Genomic DNA, 22337 nt, shown 5'->3' with positions numbered 1-22337 from the left:
TCTTCCTTTCGAAATAAATCGGTTGAATGGGCTTGACTTAAACATAAGTTTAACCACTATCCTAAGATTGTTCAATAGAGCGTTTTCACCAGAAAGAGGCTATGGACTAACCAAACCATTCAATAGAGGAGGGATTCTGTTGAAATACAGAAGACTGGGCAGAAGCGGACTGAAAGTGAGCGAAATCGGATTGGGGAGCTGGCTGACCTATGGTTCGGCCACATCAGAGGAAGCGGCGCGCGCCTGTATGCATAAGGCATATGAGCTGGGCATCAACTTTTTCGACACATCCAATTCCTATCCGGGAGCCGAGGCGGTTATGGGCAGCACCCTTAAGGAGTATCCGCGCAGCAGTTACGTGTTGGCGACGAAGTTGTTTTTTCCGCAAGGTCCGGGGCCGAACGATCGCGGGTTATCCCGCAAACACATCATGGAGCAGTGCGAGGCGAGCTTAAAGCGACTGGGCACGGATTACATCGATTTGTATCAATGCCATCGTTTTGATGCGGAGACTCCCGTTGACGAGACGCTTCGGGCACTGGATGACCTGCAGGCGCAAGGCAAAATTTTGTATGCAGGCGTCAGCGAATGGACAGCAGCACAGATCGCGGAAGCTTCCGGCATCGGCAGACGCCTGAATCTGCGGCCGCTTATTTCCAATCAGCCCATTTACAACATGTTTGAGCGGTACATCGAAAGAGAGGGTGTTGTTGAACGATGCGAGCAGGAAGGGCTGGGGCTGATCGTGTTTTCTCCGCTGGCGCAAGGCGTGTTGACCGGCAAATACAAACCTGGACAGCAGATTCCCGAGGGCACGCGGGCCGCGAATGATCAAACGAATGGCGTCATCAACAGCTATTTGCGCGACGACGTGCTCCAGTGCACCGCACAGCTTTCCGAACTGGCTGAAGAAATCGGGGCGTCGTTGTCCCAATTCGCTTTGGCATGGATTCTGCGTCAGCCTGCCGTGAGTTCGGCCATCATTGGCTCCAGCAGACCCGCGCAAATCGGAGAGAACATCAAAGCGACGGAGCTGGAGCTAACGCCGGATATCATTTCGCGTACGGAGGAAATTTTGTCCCAAGTCAGTCATTTCGCACCAATGAGATAAGAGAAGTCGATCACAGGTGCCAGCGAGCTTAAGGCTGAAATGTTTCCCCTCAGAAAATTGAGAATTTTGAATTTTTCCACAAGAACCGAAGGGTTGGGCTACCAGCACTTCGGTTTTTGGCATGTAAAGAGAATATTGTTGGCAACAACATTCCCTTCCTATAACTTATAGAGGACAACATAGTGGATTAGTCGTCTTCCTTCTAATTACGGATTCAATCGTATATTTTGAAATTAGTTTTGGATATTTTCAAACAAATGGAAAGAATGAGGTATACTGAATTAAAGGGAATATCAGTAAAATGATATGGACATATCAAATTTATATTTAAGGATGTTAATTCTATGATAATGATACTAAGTGATTAAATGAATAATGGAGGAGAATGATGAAAAATAATAAGGTGTTGTGGGCGCCTATATCTATAATTATTTTAGTAGTCACCATGTCTCTTACTGGTTGTTTGAAAGTTCAAACAAGGATTATTCTCATGGGAGAGAGCGAACATTGGAGAGGCGAGTTCGATACTACAGTAACAAGTGGAAGAGAAGAAAATGGAGAGTATACTATATTATACACAAAGGATAATTGGGGAGATATTAGAGGATATAAAATTGATATAAATGAAGGGAGAATAATTAATCAGGGAGATGGTTCACCCTCGAATTCTATAAAGTTCCCTATAACGCGAACAAAAGGTTCCCAAGTCAGTAGTAATGAAGACCAAACTATTGTCATCGAGTGGAAAGATCTCAATGGTAACAACTTTGAAGAGAAACTGACTTTAAAAGAAAAATAACTTTCAACACAAACATCGAAAGCAAGGAAGGAATTCGGCTGTAAAACATGGCATACAATTGAACAGACGTTTTGCATGATTGGGTTAGCCAGTTATTGCTGGCTGGCCTTTTTTGCATGTTTTTGTTTGAAATTTCGATTTCTAATGGGATCCTTATAAAATCCTTAGAATTGTTTTATAACATTCTTTTCAAGGACACATACGAAAAGGATGAAGACGAGAATGGAACCATTTATTTTGCAAACCGAGCATTTATGCAAGACGTTTAAATCACAAATCGCGGTCAACGATGTATCGCTTGCGATCCGGCGCAACACCGTTTACGGGCTGCTCGGACCGAACGGCGCCGGGAAGTCGACGATGCTCAAAATGTTGACCGGCATGCTGAAACCGACCTCCGGGGAGATCCGTTTCGAAGGCCGGCCCTGGACGCGGGCAGACCTCCATCAGATCGGCGCGTTGATCGAAACGCCGCCCCTGTACGACAATTTGACGGCACGCGAAAACTTGAAGGTCCGGTGCACGCTCTACGGATTGCCTGATTCCCGGATTGACGAAGTGCTTCAACAGGTCGATCTGACAGGAACGGGACGCAAACGTGCAGGCCAATTCTCCCTCGGCATGAAGCAGCGCCTCGGCATTGCGATTGCGTTATTGAATCATCCCAAGCTGCTCATTCTGGACGAACCGACCAATGGCCTCGATCCGATCGGCATTCAGGAGCAGCGCGCATTGATCCGCTCTTTTGCCGAACAAGGCATTACCGTCATCGTTTCCAGCCACATCCTCTCGGAAGTGGAGCAGGTTGCCGACGATATCGGCATTATGGCCGGAGGGGTTCTCGCTTATCAAGAAGCCGTGAAACCCGGACAACAACTGGAGCCGTTGTTCATGCAGATCGCCAGCAAACATCGCAAGGAGGGAGCGTGAGCATGAGCCAATATATTCGTATTCTTCGGGCCGAACATCTCAAGCTCAAACGAACGTTTACGCGCAAATTGATGTTGACGGCCCCGCTGCTTACGTTATTTCTATGTTTCATGTTAATGGGAGGGCGTTTCTTTCAAAGCGGAAGCTTGAACTGGTGGTATACCATGATCTTGCCCGGTGCGCTGACGCTGATGTGCAGCGGCGTGCTTCGCAAGGATGGAGGGAAGCTCCGATATCGTCCGATCCTTTCGCTGCCGATACCTGCATCGCTGAGTTGGCTGGGCAAAATCGGCGAAGTGGTCATTCTGTTTTTCGGAGCGTCGATGTGTTTGTGGGTCGCTTTATTCGCTGTAGGATTGCTCTTGCCTGGTACCATCTCTGCCATGGACAGTTTGCTGGGGACGCTGGCCATTTTCGTCACGTTCCTCTGGCAAATTCCGTTTTGCCTCTTTCTGGCAGACCGTGTCGGCACCTTCGTTACGCTGATCATAAGCATGATCGGCAACTTCGGAGCAGGCGTTATCTTTCTCCCGACGTCGGATCTATGGTGGATTCCTTACGGCATTCCCAGCCGGTTGATGTGCGCCATCATTCAAGTGCTGCCGAACGGGCTTCCGGTGCCTGCCGGCGATCCGCTTCTGGATCAATCGGTCATTCTGCCGGGATTGCTTATCAACATCGGATGGTTCGTGCTGCTGTCCTTCATAACGGCCAAAGCATTCCAGGGCAAGGAGTCGAAGTAAAATGAGCATGTTCATTCGTTATATGCGTGCCGACGTGATCAAGCTGCGCAGACAATCGCTGCCATGGATTCACCTGGCGATCCCGTTCATCGGCATCGTGCTGTTTCTTTCGTATTATGCATTCACACCGTATTCCGATGCCTCCAAAATCGATGGATACCTGCAGGCCGTTGCCATTGCACTGCCTGCAATCATCGGCATCGTATGTGCAATTGCCGCGGAACAGGAGTATAATGCAGGAGGCTTTCAACATTTGCTGACATCACCCGTCAAGGTGATTCCTTTTCTTAGCAAGCTCAGCCTTCTCCTGGTGTTTGGTTTGGCAAGCATCCTAACGGCGGCCGTAGGATTCGGCGTTGGAAATGTATTCATTTTGCAAAATGAAATGCAGGATATATCTTTTTACATACTGGCGGGACTGATCTTGTTCGGCAGCAGCATATTCCTTTACGTATTTCATTTTATCGTTAGTTTGAGATGGGGAAGAGGTGCTTCCATGGGACTGGGCATCGCGGGGAGTCTGGTGTCTGCGCTGCTGTTGACCGGACTGGGGGACGCCAATTGGGTTTACGTTCCGTTTGCCTGGCCATCCCGATTGATCACCTTGTGGTCAAGGTTTGCAGGCGAGGCTGCAAGCTCCGTACCTGCGCATTCGATGTTGGGCATGGGAATCGCCTGTCTGGCGGCGGGGACCCTCTTGATGATTGCAATATCAGTTGCATGGGTATGGCGTTGGGAAGGAAAGCATGCGCTTGAATAGGATCAGCGGGTTGGATTGCCCATGGATATCATGAAGTGAAAAAGAAGGAGGGTGGTCCGAACATGGCACGACTATTGGCCGTTGACGACGAACCTGCCGTGCTCGCGCTGCTATCGAACATTCTGCAAAAGGACGGCCATCTGGTGACGGCCGTTTCCGACCCGTCCACCGTGCAGGATCAACAGCTTGGAACCTTCGATTTGATCATGCTCGATGTGATGATGCCCGGGATTGACGGTTTCCAATTATGCCGGCAAATTCGGGACAAGGTCGATTGTCCCATTCTGTTCCTTACCGCCAAATCGATGGAAGGGGACATCATGTCCGGCCTTGCCGAAGGAGCGGACGATTACATCGTCAAGCCGTTTGGCGCCGGAGAGCTGAGAGCAAGAATCCAGGCCCATTTAAGGCGCGAAAATCGCGAAAAGCGTAACGTGCTGTGCATCGGCGACATGCATTTCAATTTGTCCGGAAAGGAAATACGGGTTCGGGGTCAGGACGTTCCTTTAACCAAAAGCGAATACGCCATCTGTGAATTTCTCGCGATGAAGCGGGGACAGGTGTTTTCCCGGGAACAAATCTATGAATCGGTGTTTGGGTATGAAGGAGAGAGCGATTCTTCCACGATCGTGGAGCACGTCAAAAACATTCGCGCCAAGCTGAACCGGGTTGGCGAAGCGCCGATCGAGACCGTGTGGGGGATCGGTTACCGATGGAAATGACGACACGAGCGAAGAATCGGAAACCGACCAGGCTGCGTTCCTTGTTTATGAAATACCTCATGTTTTTCTGCTCAGGGATCATATTGCTGGGATTGCTTTTGGGAGGCCTCTTCATTGCCATGCTGTCCTGGGGAGCCATTCTTCCTGCCAATTACGCGGAAAAGCAAGCGGCGGCTGCCGCCGCTTCATTCGAGCAGGAAGGAACCGTTCCTTCTTCTGATGACGCTTTGTTCCGATATGCTTTGTTGTCATCCGATGGGGAATGGGCAGCGGGAACGTTATCCCCAAGGGATGCTTCACAAGCTTGGACCGAGCTTAAGGAACGGATGGTCAACACAAGCCTTACCCATGTTTACGTGAAAGCCGTTCATCAGGATCAGGTGATGCTGTTCCGTTACTCCGTCTCGGCGCAATTCGAGCCTTTATGGCTGCGAAACGTTATACCGAGCGCAGAAATTGCTTTCTTTGCTGCCTTTCTCGGCCTGCTGATCGCCGGCGTTCTGTGGCTTGCATCGGCTTTTGGGCGGACGTTGTCGCTCAAGCTGAGGGGGCTCAGGCAGGCGGCAGAGCATGTGCAGAACCAGGACTTGGACTTTGAGATTCGAATGAGCGGCGTAAGCGAGATCGATCAGATTCTGGACTCGATGCATCAGATGAAGGAAGCGCTTCGCAGTTCACTTCAGCAGCAGTGGAAGCTGGAACAGAGCCGCCGCGAGCAAATTTCCGCTTTGGCCCATGACGTCAAAACGCCGCTGACCATTGTACGGGGAAACGTCGAACTGTTGTCGGAAACCGGGCAATCGGCAGAGCAGCAGGAATATACCGCTTATATCACCGATAGCGTCCGCCAGATGGAGCAATACATTCGAACCTTGATCGATATAGCGAATACCGAAACATCCATGTCTTTGAACAGGAGAGAGGTAGATGCGCATCAATTCGTCGAACGGGTAAAAGGACAGATCCACGCCTTGGTTGCAGTCAAAAAACAGCATGCGGTTTGGGCGGCTTCTTCGTTCCCTCCAAGGTTTTATGCCGATGAAGACTTGCTGGAGCGAGCGTTGATGAACGTGGTCCATAACGCTTCAGACCATATGGCAGAACATCAACAAATGACGATTCGAATGGAGGCGGCGGGACAAGGCGTGCGATGGACGATCATCGACGAAGGCCCTGGTTTTTCGGCCGAGGCGCTCAAATATGCCACCGATCAATTCTATATGGGAGATGCCTCCAGAAGCTCCACCGGCCACTATGGAATGGGGCTTTACATCTCGCAGCACATCATGCAAATGCACGGGGGAATGCTTCGTCTCGGCAATTCGGATGAAACCGGAGGGGCCCAAGTGACGCTGGAAATTCCCGTCGGTGCCAAACGATAACTGAATAGCGGCAGCTCTTGGTTTGGCCCTAAACCATGGCTGCCGCTATTTGGTATGCATGGATTGGATTTATGACGATTTTCGCGTCAGAGAAATGAAGAATTTTTTAGGGTAGACAATCCGTTTAAATTCATATATGTTAATACTTATTAAAAGTATAATATGAAGTGAAGGCGGGTAAGCGGAATGAAGACAGAGAAACAAAAAATGCTGGATGGAGAACTTTATAAAGCCTGGGACCCGGAATTGACGCGTGATCGGACCCATGCCAGAAGACTGACCCGAATGTACAATCAGACCACCGAAGCGGATGAGGAGAAGCGTATGCAGATTCTGAAAGAACTGTTTGGTTCGACTGGCGAGAACCTGAGCATGGAACCGAATGTGCGGGTGGATTATGGATACAATGTGCACGTCGGCGATCATTTTTACGCGAATTTCGATTGCACTATTCTGGATGTATGTGAAGTAAGGATCGGGCATCACTGCTTGTTCGGACCGGGCGTTCACGTGTACACTGCGACTCATCCCGTTGACCCGTACGAAAGAAGCCAAGGACCGGAATACGGCAAACCGGTAACGATCGGTAACCATGTCTGGGTCGGCGGGCGCTCTGTTATCAATCCGGGCGTGACCATTGGAAACAATGTCGTCATCGCTTCGGGCTCGGTGGTCACCAAGGATGTACCCGACAACGTGATCGTCGGTGGAAATCCTGCAAGAGTGATTCGAAAGATCGAGGAAACCTCGATGAATCGGAATGACAACGAAATGGATAAAGGCTAAGCTGGGCGTTAACCCAAATTCATTTTGATGGGGCACGATCCCATACAAGACACTTTATGATGTACAAGCTTTTGCGTGTGCCACTCCTTCGCTGCGGACATTCAGTTTATGGAAACGGCGAACCGATGCCGTCTTATCCCGAGATCGTGCTGACGCAAACATTTCAGCAGGATTTCGAGACGGGACTGCGTTTGCTGGCAATGGACGCATTACACCCTTCAATGCAAGATAGTATACACATTAAATAAACGAGCGCCTCCGCCAGGAGACGCTCGTTTGCGTTAAAAGAACAACTTATGCATAAGAAACGATGGTATTCATGAGGTTTTGCTTGAGCTGATCCGATGCGGGCATGAGCGGCAGCCGCAATTGTCCGGTCGCGATGATCTCTTGCTGGGACAGCCACCATTTGATGGCTGCGGGAGCAGGTTCCGAGAAGACCTGGCGAATCAACGACTCCACCTCTTTGAAGCTGTCTCGGGCGCCTGTAACGTCGCCGCTTGCAAAGCGCTGGTAGATGTCCACGTATTTCGGCAAATTCAGGTGCGCGGATGCAAGCATGCCGCCGGCAGCCCCTTGGCAGAGCATCGCGTGGAAATAGGAATCCTCCCCGCACAGAATCGGTTTCGTATCATGCTTCGTCAACTGGAGGAGCAGGTCCAGTCCGCCGGAGCTGTCTTTCAGGCCGATTACGCCATCCAGGTCAAGCACGGTGCGAATCGTGTCGAGCGTCATCCGACTGCCGGTACGTGCCGGAATTTCGTATACCAGAACAGGCAAGCCGGTGCCGGATGCGGCGCGAAAATGCTCCACAATGCCTTCTTGCGTAGGACGGTTGTAATATGGAGTGACCACCATGGCCGCGTCCGCGCCGATTTCGGCAGCCATTTCCGTGCGGCGTACCGTAGAGTACGTATCATTGGTTCCCGTGCCGACGACGATCGGAATGGTTTTGTTCAGCTCTTTGAGCACATCCTGCGTCGTTTGTACCAGTTGCGCAACTTCGTCCCAGGATACGGTCGGCGATTCGCCCGTCGTGCCGTTTACGACAAGGCCTTGAATGTCGTGCTCTGCCAAATAAGTGACGTAATTCCGGTAAGACTCGATGTCCAGCTTATGATCGCTCGTAAAAGGTGTAATCACCGGTATGAAAATCCCATGAATATGTTTTTCGTTCATCATGATCAGTTATCCCTTCCCGTTGGATTGATTCTAATGTAACATAGGAGTGGATATCAGAGTTATCTATAATAAACGATGATTCTAATCAATTTTTTCGATGAGGTGACCCGGATTGGATTTCATCTACCTTCAAACGTTTCGCGAGGTGGCCATACGCGAAAGCTTTACAAGAGCCGCAGAAGTGCTCGGCTACGCGCAATCCAGCGTGACGACCCAAATTCAGAAGCTCGAAAAGGCTTATGACGTCAAGCTCTTCGAACGATACAGCAACAATAAAATTCGCTTGACCTCCGCAGGGGAGGAACTGTTCAAGCTCGCAGGGCAAATGCTGGAATTATTTGAGCAGTCCAAAGAGAAAATGGCCAAGCAAGGCGGAGGTTCCATGACGATCGGCACGATGGATTCGATTGCTTCCTATTACCTGCCAACCTATATGCAGGCAACCCGAAAAGAGTATCCCGAACTGAACATTCGTTTGCATACGGATTCGGAAGAATTGATCTTGCATCAGGTGAAGGAAGGGGAAGCCGACGTTGGGCTGATTCTTGCGGACGATTCCAGCGATCCTGCTTTGCAGTGGATAAGGATCAGGGAGGAACCCCTAGTGCTCATCGTTCACCCCGGCCATCCTCTGCTCAGCAAGGAAGAAATTGTTCTGGACGACCTGAACGATGCGGAATGGATCATGCCCGAGCATACGTGCAACTACCGGCAGCTGCTGGAACGCGTGCTTCGCGCGAACGGCATTCCGTATCGGGTAGGGTTGGAACTGGGCAATCCCGAGGCAATCAAGCGCAGCATCAAAACCGGGGAAGGCATATCCATCTTGCCGCAGATGGCAGCCATGGAGGAGATCGAACGCGGGGAACTGATGACACTGCCTTTCGATCATCCCGAGCTGAAGCTGGAGATTCAGCTGGTTCTGCATCCCAAGAAGTGGGTGTCGAACGCCTTGCGGCATTTTATGGATATACTGAAAGTATAACTAGTGGCACATGTGTAACAGCCGTTTTCCGATTGATGATCGGGGAGCGGTTGTTTTTTTCATAAAAGTGATCCAACAACTTTATCGGATATTTACTATACGAGTAACCTATGTTACAGTTAACACAAGTTTCAAATAACATAAGAATGGGGAGAAGAGGATACGATGTCCATCCAATATGCCATACTCGGGCTGCTAAGCTGGAAACCGGCTTCGGGCTATGAGCTAAAAAAAGTCATCGAGCAGTCCCCGACCATGCATTGGTCCGGCAACAACAATCAAATTTACCGCTCCCTTGTCCAATTGCTGGACAAAGGCTACGTGACCAATGAAGTTCAGCACCAGGAGAGCTCCCCATCCAAAAAAGTGTACAGCATCACGGATGCAGGATGGTCCAGATTGAAAGAATGGGTCCTTACCGAACCGGAGCTTCCCGAGTTCAAAAACACGTTCCTGATTCAATTGGCATGGTCTGAAGCGTTGAGTGACGAGGAATTGCTTGAGTTGTTGTCGCAGTATGAGAGCAGAATCCAGGCAGAGCTTCTGTACCAACAGGAAAAACTGAACCGGGGCGTCCCGGCACCTCATCGGAGCGAACGCGAAACGTTCATATGGAACAAAATCTCCGAAAATCTGTTGTCGTCCTATCACCATGAATTGGAATGGCTCCAAAGCGTTCGTGAAGAACTTCACCAAACCAAAACAAGCAAGGAGATGACCCGAATGAATCATACCATTGTTGAACAAGACGGACGAAAGTATATCGAAGTATTATCCGCCGAAACGCCCCTTGGCACGGAACAGGATGCGCTTGACCTGATCGGGTTGTGCATGGAAAAAGAGATTAGCTTGCTTATGCTGCATGGCGAGGCTCTTTCCGACGATTTCTTCAAGCTGAGAACAGGGGTGGCCGGCAAAATGATTCAAAAATGGATCAACTACCGCGTCAAAACGGCTGCTGTCATCCCGGCGGAATTGGCCCAGCAAGGACGTTTTAAAGAAATGGCCGCTGAATCCAGCGGCAGCAGCGCATTTCGCATATTTGAACATAAACACGACGCGCAGCAGTGGCTGTTGAAAGATTAAACACTAAAGACACGCAATCTTGATCGATTGTCATTCCAAAGTTCAATGCCATCGCCTAAAAAAGCCGCATAATATGCGGTTTTTTGTTCGTAATGGCATGTTCGTTCTCTCCCATTTTCTACATGTGCAGGCTCAACAGGCAATTGGATAGTCGGCGCGATTAGCAAGCATGCTGTCGTGCTTTGCTAGTTACATGGCATTACGGAAAGGATATGATAAGTACCGTAGGCTCATAAGCAAGCTGCTTTACATCCGAATGTGTCAGTCCGCAGAAGGAGGCGCAAACAAATGACAACCGATTCCTTTGATCGCATCAAAATGCCGCCGGGTTTCTGGGAAGGGCTGCGTCAATTGGGGATTGCTCCGCAGGACGTAGCCCGTAAAGCCGGATTGCCGCTCACGATCATTTCCGAACCAGCCGTAAACACCGCCCAATATTACGCAATTTGGCAGGCGTATTCCGACCTGGCAGGCGATATTGCTCAAGGCATGATCAAACTTGCCACGATTTATGAAACAGCGAAATATCCGCCAACCGTGCTAGCGACATACCATGCCCGGGATTATCGGGATGCCTTGCAGCGGATGGTCCGATATAAACAGCTCTGTCCTCCCGAAAGCTTGCGCATGAGCGAGAACGGCGAGGAATGTGCCATTACATTGGAGTGGCTCGTTGCCGACCAATCTTGCCCGCCATTGCTTGTAGGCATCACACTGGCATTCCTGCTTGAATTGGGACGGCGGGGCACAGGCCAGCCTTTGACGGCGCGCGCCGTGGAATTCACGCAGCCGATGGGGGATATGCATATGCTCGAAGCATACTTTGGATGCCAAATCCGGACAGATGCCGATCACAATCGGTTGACGCTGCACCGGAACGATCTGGATCGTCCTTTTTTGACCTACAATGAACAACTTTTGGAGATTCTGACCCCTGCATTGGACCGCACGCTGGATGAACACCAGGGAAGTCGCTCCGTGTCGGACATGGCCAAATGGATCATGAAGCGCAGCCTATCCGGGGGGCGTCCCGATATTCGGACGGTTGCCAAGGAATTAGGCATGAGCGACCGTACGCTGCAGCGCCGGCTAACCGATGAAAACACAAGTTTCAATCATTTGCTTACGCAAGCAAGACATGAACAGGCACGGATGTATTTGGCAGACGCATCGCTCGATATCAAGGAAGTAGCCTTTTTAATCGGATATGAAGACCAGAACTCGTTTTACCGCGCATTTCGCGCCTGGGAAGGCGATACGCCCGCTCATTGGCGCAGCGCGCATGCAGAGACGCATGACGAAGACGCATCCACGCCTGCAGATCGACCGGATTTCCATTAAACGACGAGAACAGAAAAGGGAGAAATGCACTATGGATATGGGATTGAACCACAAAACCGCGTTAGTAACAGGATCGACGAAAGGAATCGGCAAAGCTATTGCCATTGAATTGGCCAAAGAAGGCGTTAACGTACTCATCAATGGACGAAATTCTGAAGAGGTAGAACGCGTAGTCGGCGAAATCAAGTCTGCCTATCCGAATACGTCCCCACAAAATGCGGCAGCCGATATCGTGAATGCCGCCGGGCGCGAAGCCTTGTTCGAAAAGTTCCCTCAGATAGATATTTTAGTGAACAACGCCGGCATTTATGAGATCATGTCATACGATGATGCGGACGAGGCCGTGTGGGAAAAATATATTCAGACCAACGTGCTTGCCGCAAACGCGCTGACCAAATTGTGTATGCCCCGCATGCTGAACAACGGCTTTGGGCGGGTCATCTTTATTGCGAGCGAAGAAGCGGTGATGCCGTCCGGACAGATGCCGCAATATGCGATAACCAAATCCATGCTGCTCTCCTTGTCGAAGAGCTTGTCCAAATTGACGGCAGGCACGGAGGTAACGGTCAACACGATCATGCCTGGACCGACGCTCTCCGAGAACGTGCAGCAGATCATCGAGAGCATCATTCAGGACGAGAACATGACGTTCGAAGAAAAAGAAAAAACCTTCATGGCCGCCAATCTTCCGCAATCGGAATTGCAGCGGTTCATCAGACCGAACGAGATCGGCAGGCTTGCGGCATTTGTATGCAGTCCCTACGCGACCCCGTTCAAAGGTTCCCCGATTCGCATGGATGGAGGAATGGTGCCGACGATTTTCTAATCGTTCGCGTTATTCCCGACATGAAACGATTGACACTGTTCCAACATTTGGATAACATGAACTCATGAATTTCATGCATGTCCATTTGATCCATACGCCCAACCGGCAGACAGGGAAATTGGTGTCTGTGGTTTGGGCTGTTTTGTTATATAGGCCTTCATCTCATGCAAAAATCCAATCATACGGAGGTCGTTGATATGAACAACAAACAGCAAGAGAATCAGGCGATGGTGGAACAAGCATTGCGACGGTATACGACGGGGAGTTTGCCTCAGTTTACATTTTTGGGGGGATCGCAGAATCAGGCCTATGAGTACAAACAGGACGATAGAAATCTCATCTTGAGATTGACGCCAATCGCCAATCGTTCGGAGTTGATGGTACAAGGTGAGTTGGATTGGCTCCTTTTTTTAGCGGACAAAGGCATTTCGTTGTCCAAACCCATACCTTCGATTCAGGGGAAACGAACGGAAGTGGTTTACTCCATGGAAGGTGGGGCGATCTGTGTTGTATTTGAAAAAGCACAGGGAAGAAAAGTGGAGTATCCGGAATGTCTGGGGGATAACGCTTTATATGAACGGTTGGGCCGGTTAACGGGAAAAATGCATGCGTTGTCGAGGGAATATGTGCCGGCCAAACACCAGCTCAAAAGGCATGAGTGGCATCAAAACTGGTACCTGCAGCATCTCGATTTGCTGCCGCAATCACATGTTAAGGCGCGTCGCCAATGCAGCACATTGATCCGCGAAATCGGTTCATTACCGAAAGATGCCCATTCGTATGGGCTGATCCACGGCGATATCAATGTCGGCAACTTCAGGGTAAGCGGGCAAGGGGAGATCACGCTGTTCGATTTTGATGAAGCGCAGTACAGCTGGTATGTGGAGGACATCGCGGTACAACTGTATTATTTGGTGTATGTCTATGGCGGGGAACAAGGGGCGGAACTACGTGCACAGCAGGCACGGCGATTCATGGATCCTTTTATGAAGGGCTATCGGGAGGAACATCATCTGGACGAATACTGGCTGCGGAAGCTTCCGCTGTTTCTGAAATTACGGGAGATCATCGTATATATCGGTTCATTTCGAAACTGGGACGGGGACGAAACCTTCAGCAGTTCGAATAACCAGTGGTTCAAGGACTGGATAACAGAAAGCAGGGCAAGAATCGAAAACGGCATTTCGATCGTCGACATATGGAGTTAGGAGAACCACATGGATATCTAACAGATAGCAGCTCCGGCTCAATTATCGTGCTATAACACGATGGAGCGACATTTGTTGTATGATTTATCGTAGTTGAACGATTCATGCACTGGAATTTTACAGCAGGGGAAGAGGGATGGCATGGCTGCGACACTTGTTGCCGACGACGACGCGAACATTCGCGAGCTCGTTTGTTTGTTTTTTGCAACAACGGATTCGAAACGCTTGAAGCTGCCATGAGGAGCAAGCCGAACAATTCGCACTGGGCAAATGCATCCCGATGGAAGGCTCGCATTACCTGCACCATACGAAATACAAAGAAATTGCCCGGGAATTTAAGGCGTACATGCAGCAAAATCAATAATATGCGTTCAACGGAATGGAACTGCGGCGCCGTACTCGGTGCCGTGGTTTTTCGCTATGAGCACTTGCATGCAACTTTTCAGATGTTGGGAGCGTTGGTTAATGAAGAGAGAGGTTTACCATTAAAAGATTTCAATACGGAGGTCTGATCATGTCCAATACCGAAACCAAACGGGGCTTTAAAGGGTCCAATAGAAGAATAGTTCGGCGTACAGCGTCAGGCATCATTGCGGCAGTGCTTATGGCCGGCGGGATTGCCGCCATGGGGCCGTCCCATGCATACGCCGAAAAAGCCGATGTGTCCATAAGCCATTGGTACGGATATCCTCAATTGCAGGTACCTGAGCTGAAACCTGTCTGGGAAGCGAAAGTCGACAACTATTTGAAAAATGAAGCTTATTACGGACAGCAGGCGATTGCGGAGGACGGAAAGGTATTTGTTTTCTCCGGCAAAAAACTCATTGCGCTCGATGCAAAAACAGGCAAACGCTTGTGGGCCTATGGCAAAGAATTGACTCCGATTGTAGCTTACAGGAATGGCGTCGTATACGGCTTGACGGCTGACCATAAACCATATGCGGTGGATGCCAAAACGGGCAAAGCCAAATGGGTATCCGGCTCGTCCACGTGGATTGAAGCTCGTTTGCGGACCGAGAAGCTGGTCCCGACTGCGGATACGCTGTATATGATCAACGGCAGCACGACGTTTGCCTTCGACAATCAAACAGGAAAACTGCGCTGGAAGGCCGATGAAGCGCTCGCGGAAGGAAACGGCACCGAATATTTGGAGATCGCGGACGGCGTCGTGCTTCGGACATTCATGGTTCAGGGGGCGCTCACATCGGTTCAGCTGAACGCTTACGACCAAAAAACGGGCAAAAAATTATGGGACGAGTTCGGGCAGGGGGAAGCGCTGCATATCAAAAACGGCCTTGTCTATACTGCCGATTATTATTCTTCGAGATTAACCGATTACGAATCATCGCCTGATCGCGCGATGAAGATCAATGCGTACAACCTGAAGACAGGGGCTTTAAAAGGCACTCGTGAATATCGCTGGAAAATGGAAGGCGAACCACCGTACACGTACGGGTACGGAGCCGTGCTGGCCAGCGGGGACAAATTGTACATGGAGCAGGGCAACAAGGTGGCTGAGTATCCGCTGGATACGTTCAAAGAAGGGGAGAAGCCTTTGCGGACATTCCAACGCCCCTATGGGGAGGGCTGGGAACTGCTCACCGTTGCGCAGGACCGGCTAATTTTCAGATCGGGAGACGGGGAGTTGGCAGGCATCAAGTTGGCGAATGGGCAGGCAGTGCAATGGAACGGGGATGCACCGATATCTAACGTTAACGTGTACGGCAAGGGCATGTACCGGGCAGAACGGAACGGGACGCTGCTGGCGATCAACATGCTGACGAATCAGCCTGTGTTCCGCGTGAAAACCGGGGCGGACCTGCATGAATCCACTTTGAAAACAAACGGAATGATCATCATTCAGGCGGAAGGCCGGCTGCTCGGCGTGAAACTTCCGGCATCATTGAAATAACGCACATACTTACAGTTTGACGAACAATTGGCCGCTGCACTTCTTTAAAGAAGTGCAGCGGTTTTTCTTTTGTAATGACAAAATTGTCATAATAATATTGACAAAAGTCACTGACAAACTTATAACTAAAATATTATGTAAACATGATTCTCGGAGGGCAGTGAATGAATTACAACGATGAAGCAGGCTTTTTTGCCAAAATGAAAGCACCGGGGAGGAGTACGCTGAAAGTACATCCGCGAAGCGCAATTCTAGCAGGCATCGGAGGTTTTGTGACGATCGGCATCTTGTCTTTCCTGACAAGCTGGACCTCCAGCGAGTGGCTCATGGCTCCGTTCGGTGCGAGCTGCGTATTGGCTTTTGGCTTGTGGGATGCGCCATTATCCCAACCGAGAAACATTATCGGCGGACATTTTATTTCCACGTTAACAGGACTGATCATGTATCACTTGTTCGGCAACAGCAACTGGGTCATCGCCGCAAGTGTGGGCTTATCGATTCTTGTCATGATGCTCACCAAAACGACCCATCCGCCTGCAGGCGCCAATCCGCTGGCCATCATGCTGGGCGGAACCGGCTGGTCGTTCCTGTTCATGCCGGTGTTAACGGGTTCGATTCTGATCGTGCTGGTCGCGCTGGTGATCAACAATCTTGATAAATCGCGCAGATATCCAACCTTTTGGTATTGATGCTCGGAGCATCTGGAATTTAACTTGAACCGATACAGAACGGGCAAAGAAAGAGGACTTCCATCCGTGAAGTTCTCTTTTTTGCTTTACTGCACTCGCAGTGCCCTAGTGTGATTGATTCGTATAGTTTCTAGGGTGAGGACGGATATACATACTTGAGCGTTCATCTTTGTACACATATCAAAATAGTGATAATATACGTCAAAATATAGAGAGATTGCAACAGAAAATATCAATATCATTACATTTATAGTTATAACAATAGAATCACGCCCGGGTGACAGGACTGTTAACAGCGATCACGATACAGATGGAGGAAAGAATTGAAATGGCTACATTATTGCTCATCTTGATTTACCTTGCATTCATCGGACTCGGACTTCCGGATGCGCTGCTTGGCAGCGCATGGTCCGTCATGAAGCAGGATATCGGCGCCACGACGGAAATGGCGGGTTACATCTCATTAACCGTTTCCTTCTGTACCGTCATCTCCAGTTTGTTTGCAAGCAGATTGTTGCACAGGCTGGGCACGGGAAAAGTTACGCTCATCAGCATTTTGTTCACAACGATGGCGCTGCTTGGCTTTGCGGCATCCAGCGAATTTGTGTTTTTGATCCTCTTGGCCATTCCGTTGGGACTTGGCGCTGGGTGCGTAGATGCGGCATTGAGCAATTACGTCGCATTGCATTTCAAAGCAAAGCATATGAGCTGGCTGCATTGTTTTTGGGGAATTGGGGCCATGACGGGTCCGTTTGTCATGTCCTTTTGGCTGACCCATGGAAACAACTGGCGTGCAGGATATTTCACAGTCGGCATGCTTCTGCTGGTCATCGTCATCGCACTGCTGGCATCGTTGCCGTTATGGCGGATTTACGAAAAAGGCAACATCGAAGAGGGCAGTGCGCAAAAGCTGGTCAGCAACAGGGAAGCCGTGCGCATTCGCGGCGTGAAATCGTCCATGCTGGCCATGCTTTGTTACAACGGGTCAGAGACCGCTGCCGGATTGTGGATCGCCTCCTTTTTGATCGCGAGCAAAGGGCTTGATCCCGCTAAGGCTGCTGCCTATACGTCCCTTTTCTATATCGGGATCATTATCGGTCGTGTCTTTTCGGGATTTCTTTCGACGAGCGTTTCGAGCAAAAACCTGATACGATATGGCGGGCTTATCGGTTGCTTCGGCCTCCTTGTCCTTGTTTTGCCTGTCCCGCATTGGGGTGCGGCAGGCGCTTTGTTCATTGTCGGCATGGGCGGTGCGCCGATCTATCCAAGCATCGTCCATGCTACGCCGGAGCGGTTTGGAGAAAAGGCTTCATCCAGCGTGATTGGACTGCAGATGGCCAGCGCATACACGGGTTCCACGCTTATTCCGTTAATGACGGGCATGGTGGCCGGCCGATTCGGGATGTCCTGGGTACCCGTCATTCTGCTCGCGCTCTTCGGCATCATGTTTGTTGCTACTGAAACGGCGAACAGAGCTCTTAAGATGGGGATCCGCTGACGGCTGTTCATTCGGAAACACGGGTTATCCACGATTTAATGTGTTCCATCTCTGGCAGACCATGCAAAAGATAAAAAGCAGTTGAACGGCCTTGGTCCTGAAATCATTCGGACGGAGGCCGTTTATTTTTTTCATCGCTCCAACGTTGATGGGTAGCAACGGCGCACATGCGTACGCCTCAGCCAGTCAAGACGAACCGAGCATTTACAAACCCAAAGATAGCGATTCGTAGCCTTCCGGCGGGCGGTTTTTTCGAGTTTTCTCGTAAAAATCGGTATAATGGAGGGATTACATATAACTATATGTTGCAGGCAAGGAGTTGAGGAAACGAATGGAATGGATCCAATGTTTATTGCTCTTATTGGGCATGGCTGCGGACATGGGAACGGAATCGGGAAATAAACCTGCTGCATCGGCAGGCTCGGCCGATTCGACGTATTATGTTTCCAAAGAAGGCAGCGATGCCAACCCGGGAACGAGCAGCAAGCCGTGGAAAACGCTGCAGCGCGCAGCGGATACGGTTCCCGCAGGCGGTACGGTGCATGTACGGGGAGGAGTGTATAACGAAAAACTGAAAATGACGCGCTCCGGTTCGGCATCGAAAGGCCCCATTGCTTTTGTGAGCGACGGATCGGACAAGGCGATCATTGACGGATCAGGGCTTTCGGTCACAGGCAGCGAAGGTCTTGTCGAACTGAGCGATGTAGAGTATGTGACCATCCAGGGATTCGAAATTCGAAATTATTCGACGGCATCGAGGGATGTGGTGCCGATGGGGATTTACGTACATGGTTCCGGCAGTTTCATCCAGTTAGTGAACAACGACATTCACGACATTCATAACACGGCCAGTCCTGCGGGTGACGATCTGCATGGGCGGGATGCGCATGGAATCGCCGTTTACGGTACAAAAGCACCGGAATCAATTCGTGATATTACCATCGCGAACAACGAGCTGCATCATCTCGTGCTTGGTTCCAGCGAATCGCTGGTGTTGAACGGCAACGTGGACCATTTTGTCGTATCGGGCAACCGAATCCACGATAACGACAATATCGGCATCGACCTGATCGGTTTTGAAGGCATAGCACCAGATGCTGAGTATGACCAGGTACGGAACGGCGTGGTGAAGGAGAATTATGTGTACAACATTTCAGCGAACAACAATCCTTCCTACGGAAAGGAGCTGCCCAACGGCAGTTTTTCTGCGGGAGGCATCTACGTCGATGGCGGCAAAGAAAGCGTGATCGAACGAAATTACAGCTATGATAACGATATCGGGATCGAGATTGCCTCAGAACATGCTGGACGAACGACAGACCATATTACGGTTCGCAGCAATCTGGTTTATAACAACCGTCTTGCCGGGATCGCCATCGGCGGATATGACGACGAGCGGGGCTCGACGTCCCATGCGAAGATCGTGAACAACACGTTGTACAACAACGATACGTTGGAAGAGGGAAGTGGACAGCTTTTCGTCCAGTATGATACCCGGAACAATGTCATCCAAAATAATATTTTCGTGGCAAGCGCCTCCGGTGTGCTGATTTCTAACGATTACACCGAAAATGCCGGGAATGTGGTGGATCATAATTTGTATTTTGCCAAGGGAGGCCCGGAGGACGCAGAGTGGACATGGATGACCAAAGGGTACAACGGATTCGCGGCGTACCAAGCTGGAAGCGGGAACGATGCACACTCCCGGTTCATGGATCCCCAATTCATGCATGCAGGCAAGGGCGATTTCCGTCTGCGGGCTGCGTCCCCGGCGATGGATACGGGAAAAGCGCTTGGGGACATGCTGGGGACCTTCGATCTGGATGGCAATCCAAGAGTCAGCGGGTCCGGCGTGAACATGGGGGCTTACGAATAGCCCCTGTATTCAGGGAGGAAGCTTTGTGGCTGAATTGACTTGTCCAATAATTCAAGATAGAATAATTTGATTTAGTAAATTAGTGGATTAGTAAAGGAGAAGTGGGGAGAAACATGAAAATTCCAACTACTTTGAAACATAAACCGGTCGTTGTAGCCGAAAACTATGAGCGCGTAGATGGCCGGCTTGGTCCAGACAGCGATGCTAAAGGCCTTTCCCTTGGACTGGCCCAATGGAATGATCGCGGGAAGGTGGATATTTCCGCCAAAGTATGGAGATACACGGGAGAGAAATGGTCGCGGCAATCCGAGGAGCTGCCGCTTCATCGTGTGCTGGATTTGTCCATTTTGATCTGCCGTTCATTGGAGCATTTCCGGGAAGCTTACCAGTATGAACACCTGTATGACGAGAACAACCCGGTTATTGATCGCGTCGGGCTGCAAGGCGACGCCTTGAATGTAGCCGTCTGCACGGATAACGAGAAAATCAACGACGATATCAAGCTGTTTAGCCAAGCACTGAGCGACAACGACGAGATGATCGGGGAACGCCTGCGCACCTTGTCCAAAATTCTTCGCGACATGGGGTACTAAGCCCATTTTTGCGTGTTCACGGAGTACCATTTCATGATAAAAAAAGAAGCCGAAATTCCTTTTAGAAAAAGGGGATTTCGGCTTCTTTTCGTTTTGGGCTGCTCTGGAAAAACGAGAAATGAGGTTGACTTGCATGGTAAAGCAAGATAAACTGATGCAGTAATTTAGTAAATTACTAAGTTAGTAAATTAGTAAATGTGAAAGAAGGGAAGAACTATGAAATCACCCACGCAGCTCCATCATCAACCCGTCATTGCTTCGGATCGTTATGAGCAGGTGGATGGTGTAAGGGCAGGCAATAAAGCAAGCAAACGTCTCACATTGGGCGTCAGTCGGGAAGCCGACACGGGCAGGGAAGAAATTTCCGCGATATTATGGAGCCAGCTTGGTGGAGATGCTGCAGAGTCATCCGAGCCGATGCTGATGCATCGGGTGCTTGACCTGTCGATCCTGATTTGCCAATCGTTGGAGTACTTTCAGGAAGCCTACCGCTACGAGCATTTGTACGATCCCGCACAACCGGTGATCCAAAAAATTGGTCTGCAAGGCAGTGCCATGACGGTGGCGGTCTGCACCGAAAATGACAGCATTCGCGAGGATATTCAGGCGTTCAGCCGGATTTTGAATGACGACGGCGAAATGATCGGCGAACGGCTGCGTACGTTGTCGGCCATTTTGAAGGAAATGGGGTATTGACATGTTTTCCAATCGATACGTTCGGACCGTCATCCTTTCCCGAGTGCTGCTGCAATTGGGCATATGGATTCGGAACTACGCGGTTTTGCTGTTCGTGACGCAGTGGACGAACAACAACCCCGTTTACGTTTCCCTGATTTCGGTCGCGGAATTTGCCCCGATCTTTCTGTTCGGACTGATTGGAGGCACGTTTGCCGACCGCTGGAAGCCGAAACGAACGATGGTGTGGAGCGATCTATGGTCTGCACTGTCGGTGGTGGCCGTATTGTTGACCGTGATGAACGGGGGATGGATCGCGCTTCTCATCGGATCATTCGTTTCCGCCAGCCTGTCCCAGTTTTCGCAGCCTTCTGCGATGAAACTGTACAAACGCCATGTTCCGGCAGAACAAATTCAGGGCGTGATGGCCATGTCGCAAACGCTGGTGGCCACATTCATGGTGCTTGGTCCGGTGATCGGGACGTTTATTTTCATCCGGTTCGGCATTGAAGTGTCCCTTGTTTTGACGGCAGTTCTATTTCTGGGATCTGCGCTGATCCTGTCCTCACTGCCTCGCGACGAAGAAGAAAACCATTCCGGTCAAACGGGCAAATTCATGGCGGAATTGGCTGCCGGACTGAAGTACATTGGTGCCAACCGATCGTTAAGGACGCTTAGTTTGACGTTTGCCGCCGTCGGATTGGCCTCGGGATTAACGCAGCCGCTACAAATTTTTCTCGTGATCGAGCAATTAAGGCTGGACGTGTCCTATTTGCAATGGTTCGTTATGGCGAACGGGGCGGCGATGCTGATCGGCGGTGCCGTTATCATTTCCCAGGCCAGGAAGATGAGTCCGCAAACGATGCTTATGGCAGGTCTGCTCGTCTCTTCCGTTTGCACGATCGGCATCGGAGCCTCCACTTTGATCTGGCTCACGGTTCTGCTGCTTGTCGTTAGCGGTTTGGTCTACCCATGCATTCAAGGCGGTATCCAAACATTAATCGTAGGAAACAGCGAAGCGGCTTACATCGGGCGGGTATCCGGGACCATTACGCCTGTGTTTATGGGCATGATGGTCGTCGGCATGCTTGTATCCGGATATATGAAGGATTCGTTTTCGCTGCTGGCCGTCTATGCGGTGAGCGGAGGTTTGATTATCGTCGGGGCACTATTGCTTGTTCCGATCCTTCCCCGCAAGAAGGAGAAACAGGCCAAGATTCAACAGGTTTAAAA

At 50.3% G+C, this 22337-nt stretch carries 21 protein-coding genes and 1 pseudogene; 21 read left to right on the top strand and 1 reads right to left on the bottom strand.

Going from position 1 to position 22337, the window contains the following annotated elements; genetic code table 11:
* The first annotated feature begins 139 nt into the window (after positions 1-139).
* From RSX24_RS12260 to RSX24_RS12225, 8 genes are all read left to right on the top strand, one after another.
* Positions 140-1111 (top strand): aldo/keto reductase family protein, encoded by a 972-nt coding sequence (locus RSX24_RS12260; protein ID WP_343260751.1) that lies wholly within the window; start codon positions 140-142, stop codon positions 1109-1111.
* Between the two features lie 388 nt (positions 1112-1499).
* Positions 1500-1910: a hypothetical protein gene (locus RSX24_RS12255; protein ID WP_343260750.1), complete on the top strand. Its 411-nt coding sequence runs from the start codon at positions 1500-1502 to the stop codon at positions 1908-1910.
* 222 nt (positions 1911-2132) lie between these two features.
* Entirely contained in the window at positions 2133-2840 is a 708-nt protein-coding gene (locus RSX24_RS12250) for a lantibiotic protection ABC transporter ATP-binding protein (protein ID WP_343260749.1), read from the top strand.
* 2 nt (positions 2841-2842) lie between these two features.
* Positions 2843-3583, top strand: coding sequence for a lantibiotic immunity ABC transporter MutE/EpiE family permease subunit (locus RSX24_RS12245; RefSeq protein WP_343260748.1), 741 nt, complete (start codon positions 2843-2845; stop codon positions 3581-3583).
* Between the two features lies 1 nt (position 3584).
* On the top strand, positions 3585-4343 hold the full coding sequence (locus RSX24_RS12240; protein ID WP_339278031.1) for a lantibiotic immunity ABC transporter MutG family permease subunit: 759 nt from the start codon (positions 3585-3587) through the stop codon (positions 4341-4343).
* Between the two features lie 62 nt (positions 4344-4405).
* On the top strand, positions 4406-5065 hold the full coding sequence (locus RSX24_RS12235; protein ID WP_339278032.1) for a response regulator transcription factor: 660 nt from the start codon (positions 4406-4408) through the stop codon (positions 5063-5065).
* Entirely contained in the window at positions 5056-6447 is a 1392-nt protein-coding gene (locus tag RSX24_RS12230) for a HAMP domain-containing sensor histidine kinase (protein WP_343260747.1), read from the top strand. Before RSX24_RS12235 ends, RSX24_RS12230 begins: the two co-directional genes overlap by 10 nt.
* A 186-nt stretch (positions 6448-6633) precedes the next feature.
* A complete protein-coding gene (locus tag RSX24_RS12225) occupies positions 6634-7233 on the top strand; it encodes a sugar O-acetyltransferase (RefSeq protein ID WP_343260746.1) in 600 nt (199 codons plus the stop codon).
* 294 nt (positions 7234-7527) lie between these two features.
* Here the strand turns inward: RSX24_RS12225 and dapA are convergent, their stop codons facing one another.
* Positions 7528-8415, bottom strand: a complete 888-nt coding sequence (gene dapA / locus RSX24_RS12220) for a 4-hydroxy-tetrahydrodipicolinate synthase (protein WP_343260745.1) — start codon at positions 8413-8415, stop codon at positions 7528-7530.
* 112 nt (positions 8416-8527) lie between these two features.
* On the opposite strand from dapA, the gene RSX24_RS12215 reads away from it, so the two are divergent.
* The 13 genes and pseudogenes from RSX24_RS12215 to RSX24_RS12160 all read left to right on the top strand — a co-directional run bounded on the left by RSX24_RS12215 (position 8528) and on the right by RSX24_RS12160 (position 22335).
* A complete protein-coding gene (locus RSX24_RS12215) occupies positions 8528-9400 on the top strand; it encodes a LysR family transcriptional regulator (RefSeq protein ID WP_236413779.1) in 873 nt (290 codons plus the stop codon).
* 165 nt (positions 9401-9565) lie between these two features.
* Positions 9566-10486 (top strand): PadR family transcriptional regulator, encoded by a 921-nt coding sequence (locus RSX24_RS12210; protein WP_339278036.1) that lies wholly within the window; start codon positions 9566-9568, stop codon positions 10484-10486.
* 288 nt (positions 10487-10774) lie between these two features.
* The gene (locus RSX24_RS12205; RefSeq protein WP_343260744.1) at positions 10775-11827 is read left to right on the top strand and encodes an AraC family transcriptional regulator ligand-binding domain-containing protein; all 1053 of its coding nucleotides are present in this window, start codon (positions 10775-10777) and stop codon (positions 11825-11827) included.
* Between the two features lie 31 nt (positions 11828-11858).
* Complete coding sequence (locus RSX24_RS12200) at positions 11859-12653, top strand: SDR family NAD(P)-dependent oxidoreductase (protein WP_343260743.1); 795 nt, start codon at positions 11859-11861, stop codon at positions 12651-12653.
* Between the two features lie 197 nt (positions 12654-12850).
* Positions 12851-13861, top strand: coding sequence for a phosphotransferase enzyme family protein (locus RSX24_RS12195; RefSeq protein ID WP_343260742.1), 1011 nt, complete (start codon positions 12851-12853; stop codon positions 13859-13861).
* 141 nt (positions 13862-14002) lie between these two features.
* Positions 14003-14094, top strand: a pseudogene (locus tag RSX24_RS32330) (DNA-binding response regulator); the annotation flags it as partial.
* Between the two features lie 281 nt (positions 14095-14375).
* Positions 14376-15773, top strand: coding sequence for an outer membrane protein assembly factor BamB family protein (locus RSX24_RS12190; protein WP_343260741.1), 1398 nt, complete (start codon positions 14376-14378; stop codon positions 15771-15773).
* A gap of 164 nt (positions 15774-15937) precedes the next feature.
* Positions 15938-16462, top strand: a complete 525-nt coding sequence (locus RSX24_RS12185) for an HPP family protein (RefSeq protein WP_339278041.1) — start codon at positions 15938-15940, stop codon at positions 16460-16462.
* Positions 16463-16790: 328 nt separating this feature from the next.
* Positions 16791-17960 carry an MFS transporter gene (locus RSX24_RS12180; protein WP_343260740.1) on the top strand — a complete coding sequence of 390 codons (1170 nt, stop codon included), beginning with the start codon at positions 16791-16793 and terminating at the stop codon, positions 17958-17960.
* Between the two features lie 331 nt (positions 17961-18291).
* Entirely contained in the window at positions 18292-19836 is a 1545-nt protein-coding gene (locus RSX24_RS12175; RefSeq protein ID WP_438286816.1) for a right-handed parallel beta-helix repeat-containing protein, read from the top strand.
* 113 nt (positions 19837-19949) lie between these two features.
* Complete coding sequence (locus tag RSX24_RS12170; RefSeq protein ID WP_236413792.1) at positions 19950-20429, top strand: DUF6530 family protein; 480 nt, start codon at positions 19950-19952, stop codon at positions 20427-20429.
* A 216-nt stretch (positions 20430-20645) separates the two neighbouring features.
* Entirely contained in the window at positions 20646-21125 is a 480-nt protein-coding gene (locus tag RSX24_RS12165) for a DUF6530 family protein (RefSeq protein ID WP_343260739.1), read from the top strand.
* Position 21126: 1 nt separating this feature from the next.
* Positions 21127-22335 carry an MFS transporter gene (locus RSX24_RS12160; RefSeq protein ID WP_339278043.1) on the top strand — a complete coding sequence of 403 codons (1209 nt, stop codon included), beginning with the start codon at positions 21127-21129 and terminating at the stop codon, positions 22333-22335.
* Positions 22336-22337: the final 2 nt, after the last annotated feature.

Source organism: Paenibacillus hubeiensis (assembly GCF_032334105.1).
Classification (GTDB): Bacteria; Bacillota; Bacilli; order Paenibacillales; family Paenibacillaceae; genus Paenibacillus; species Paenibacillus hubeiensis.
This window is presented reverse-complemented; position numbering and strand designations above follow the sequence as displayed.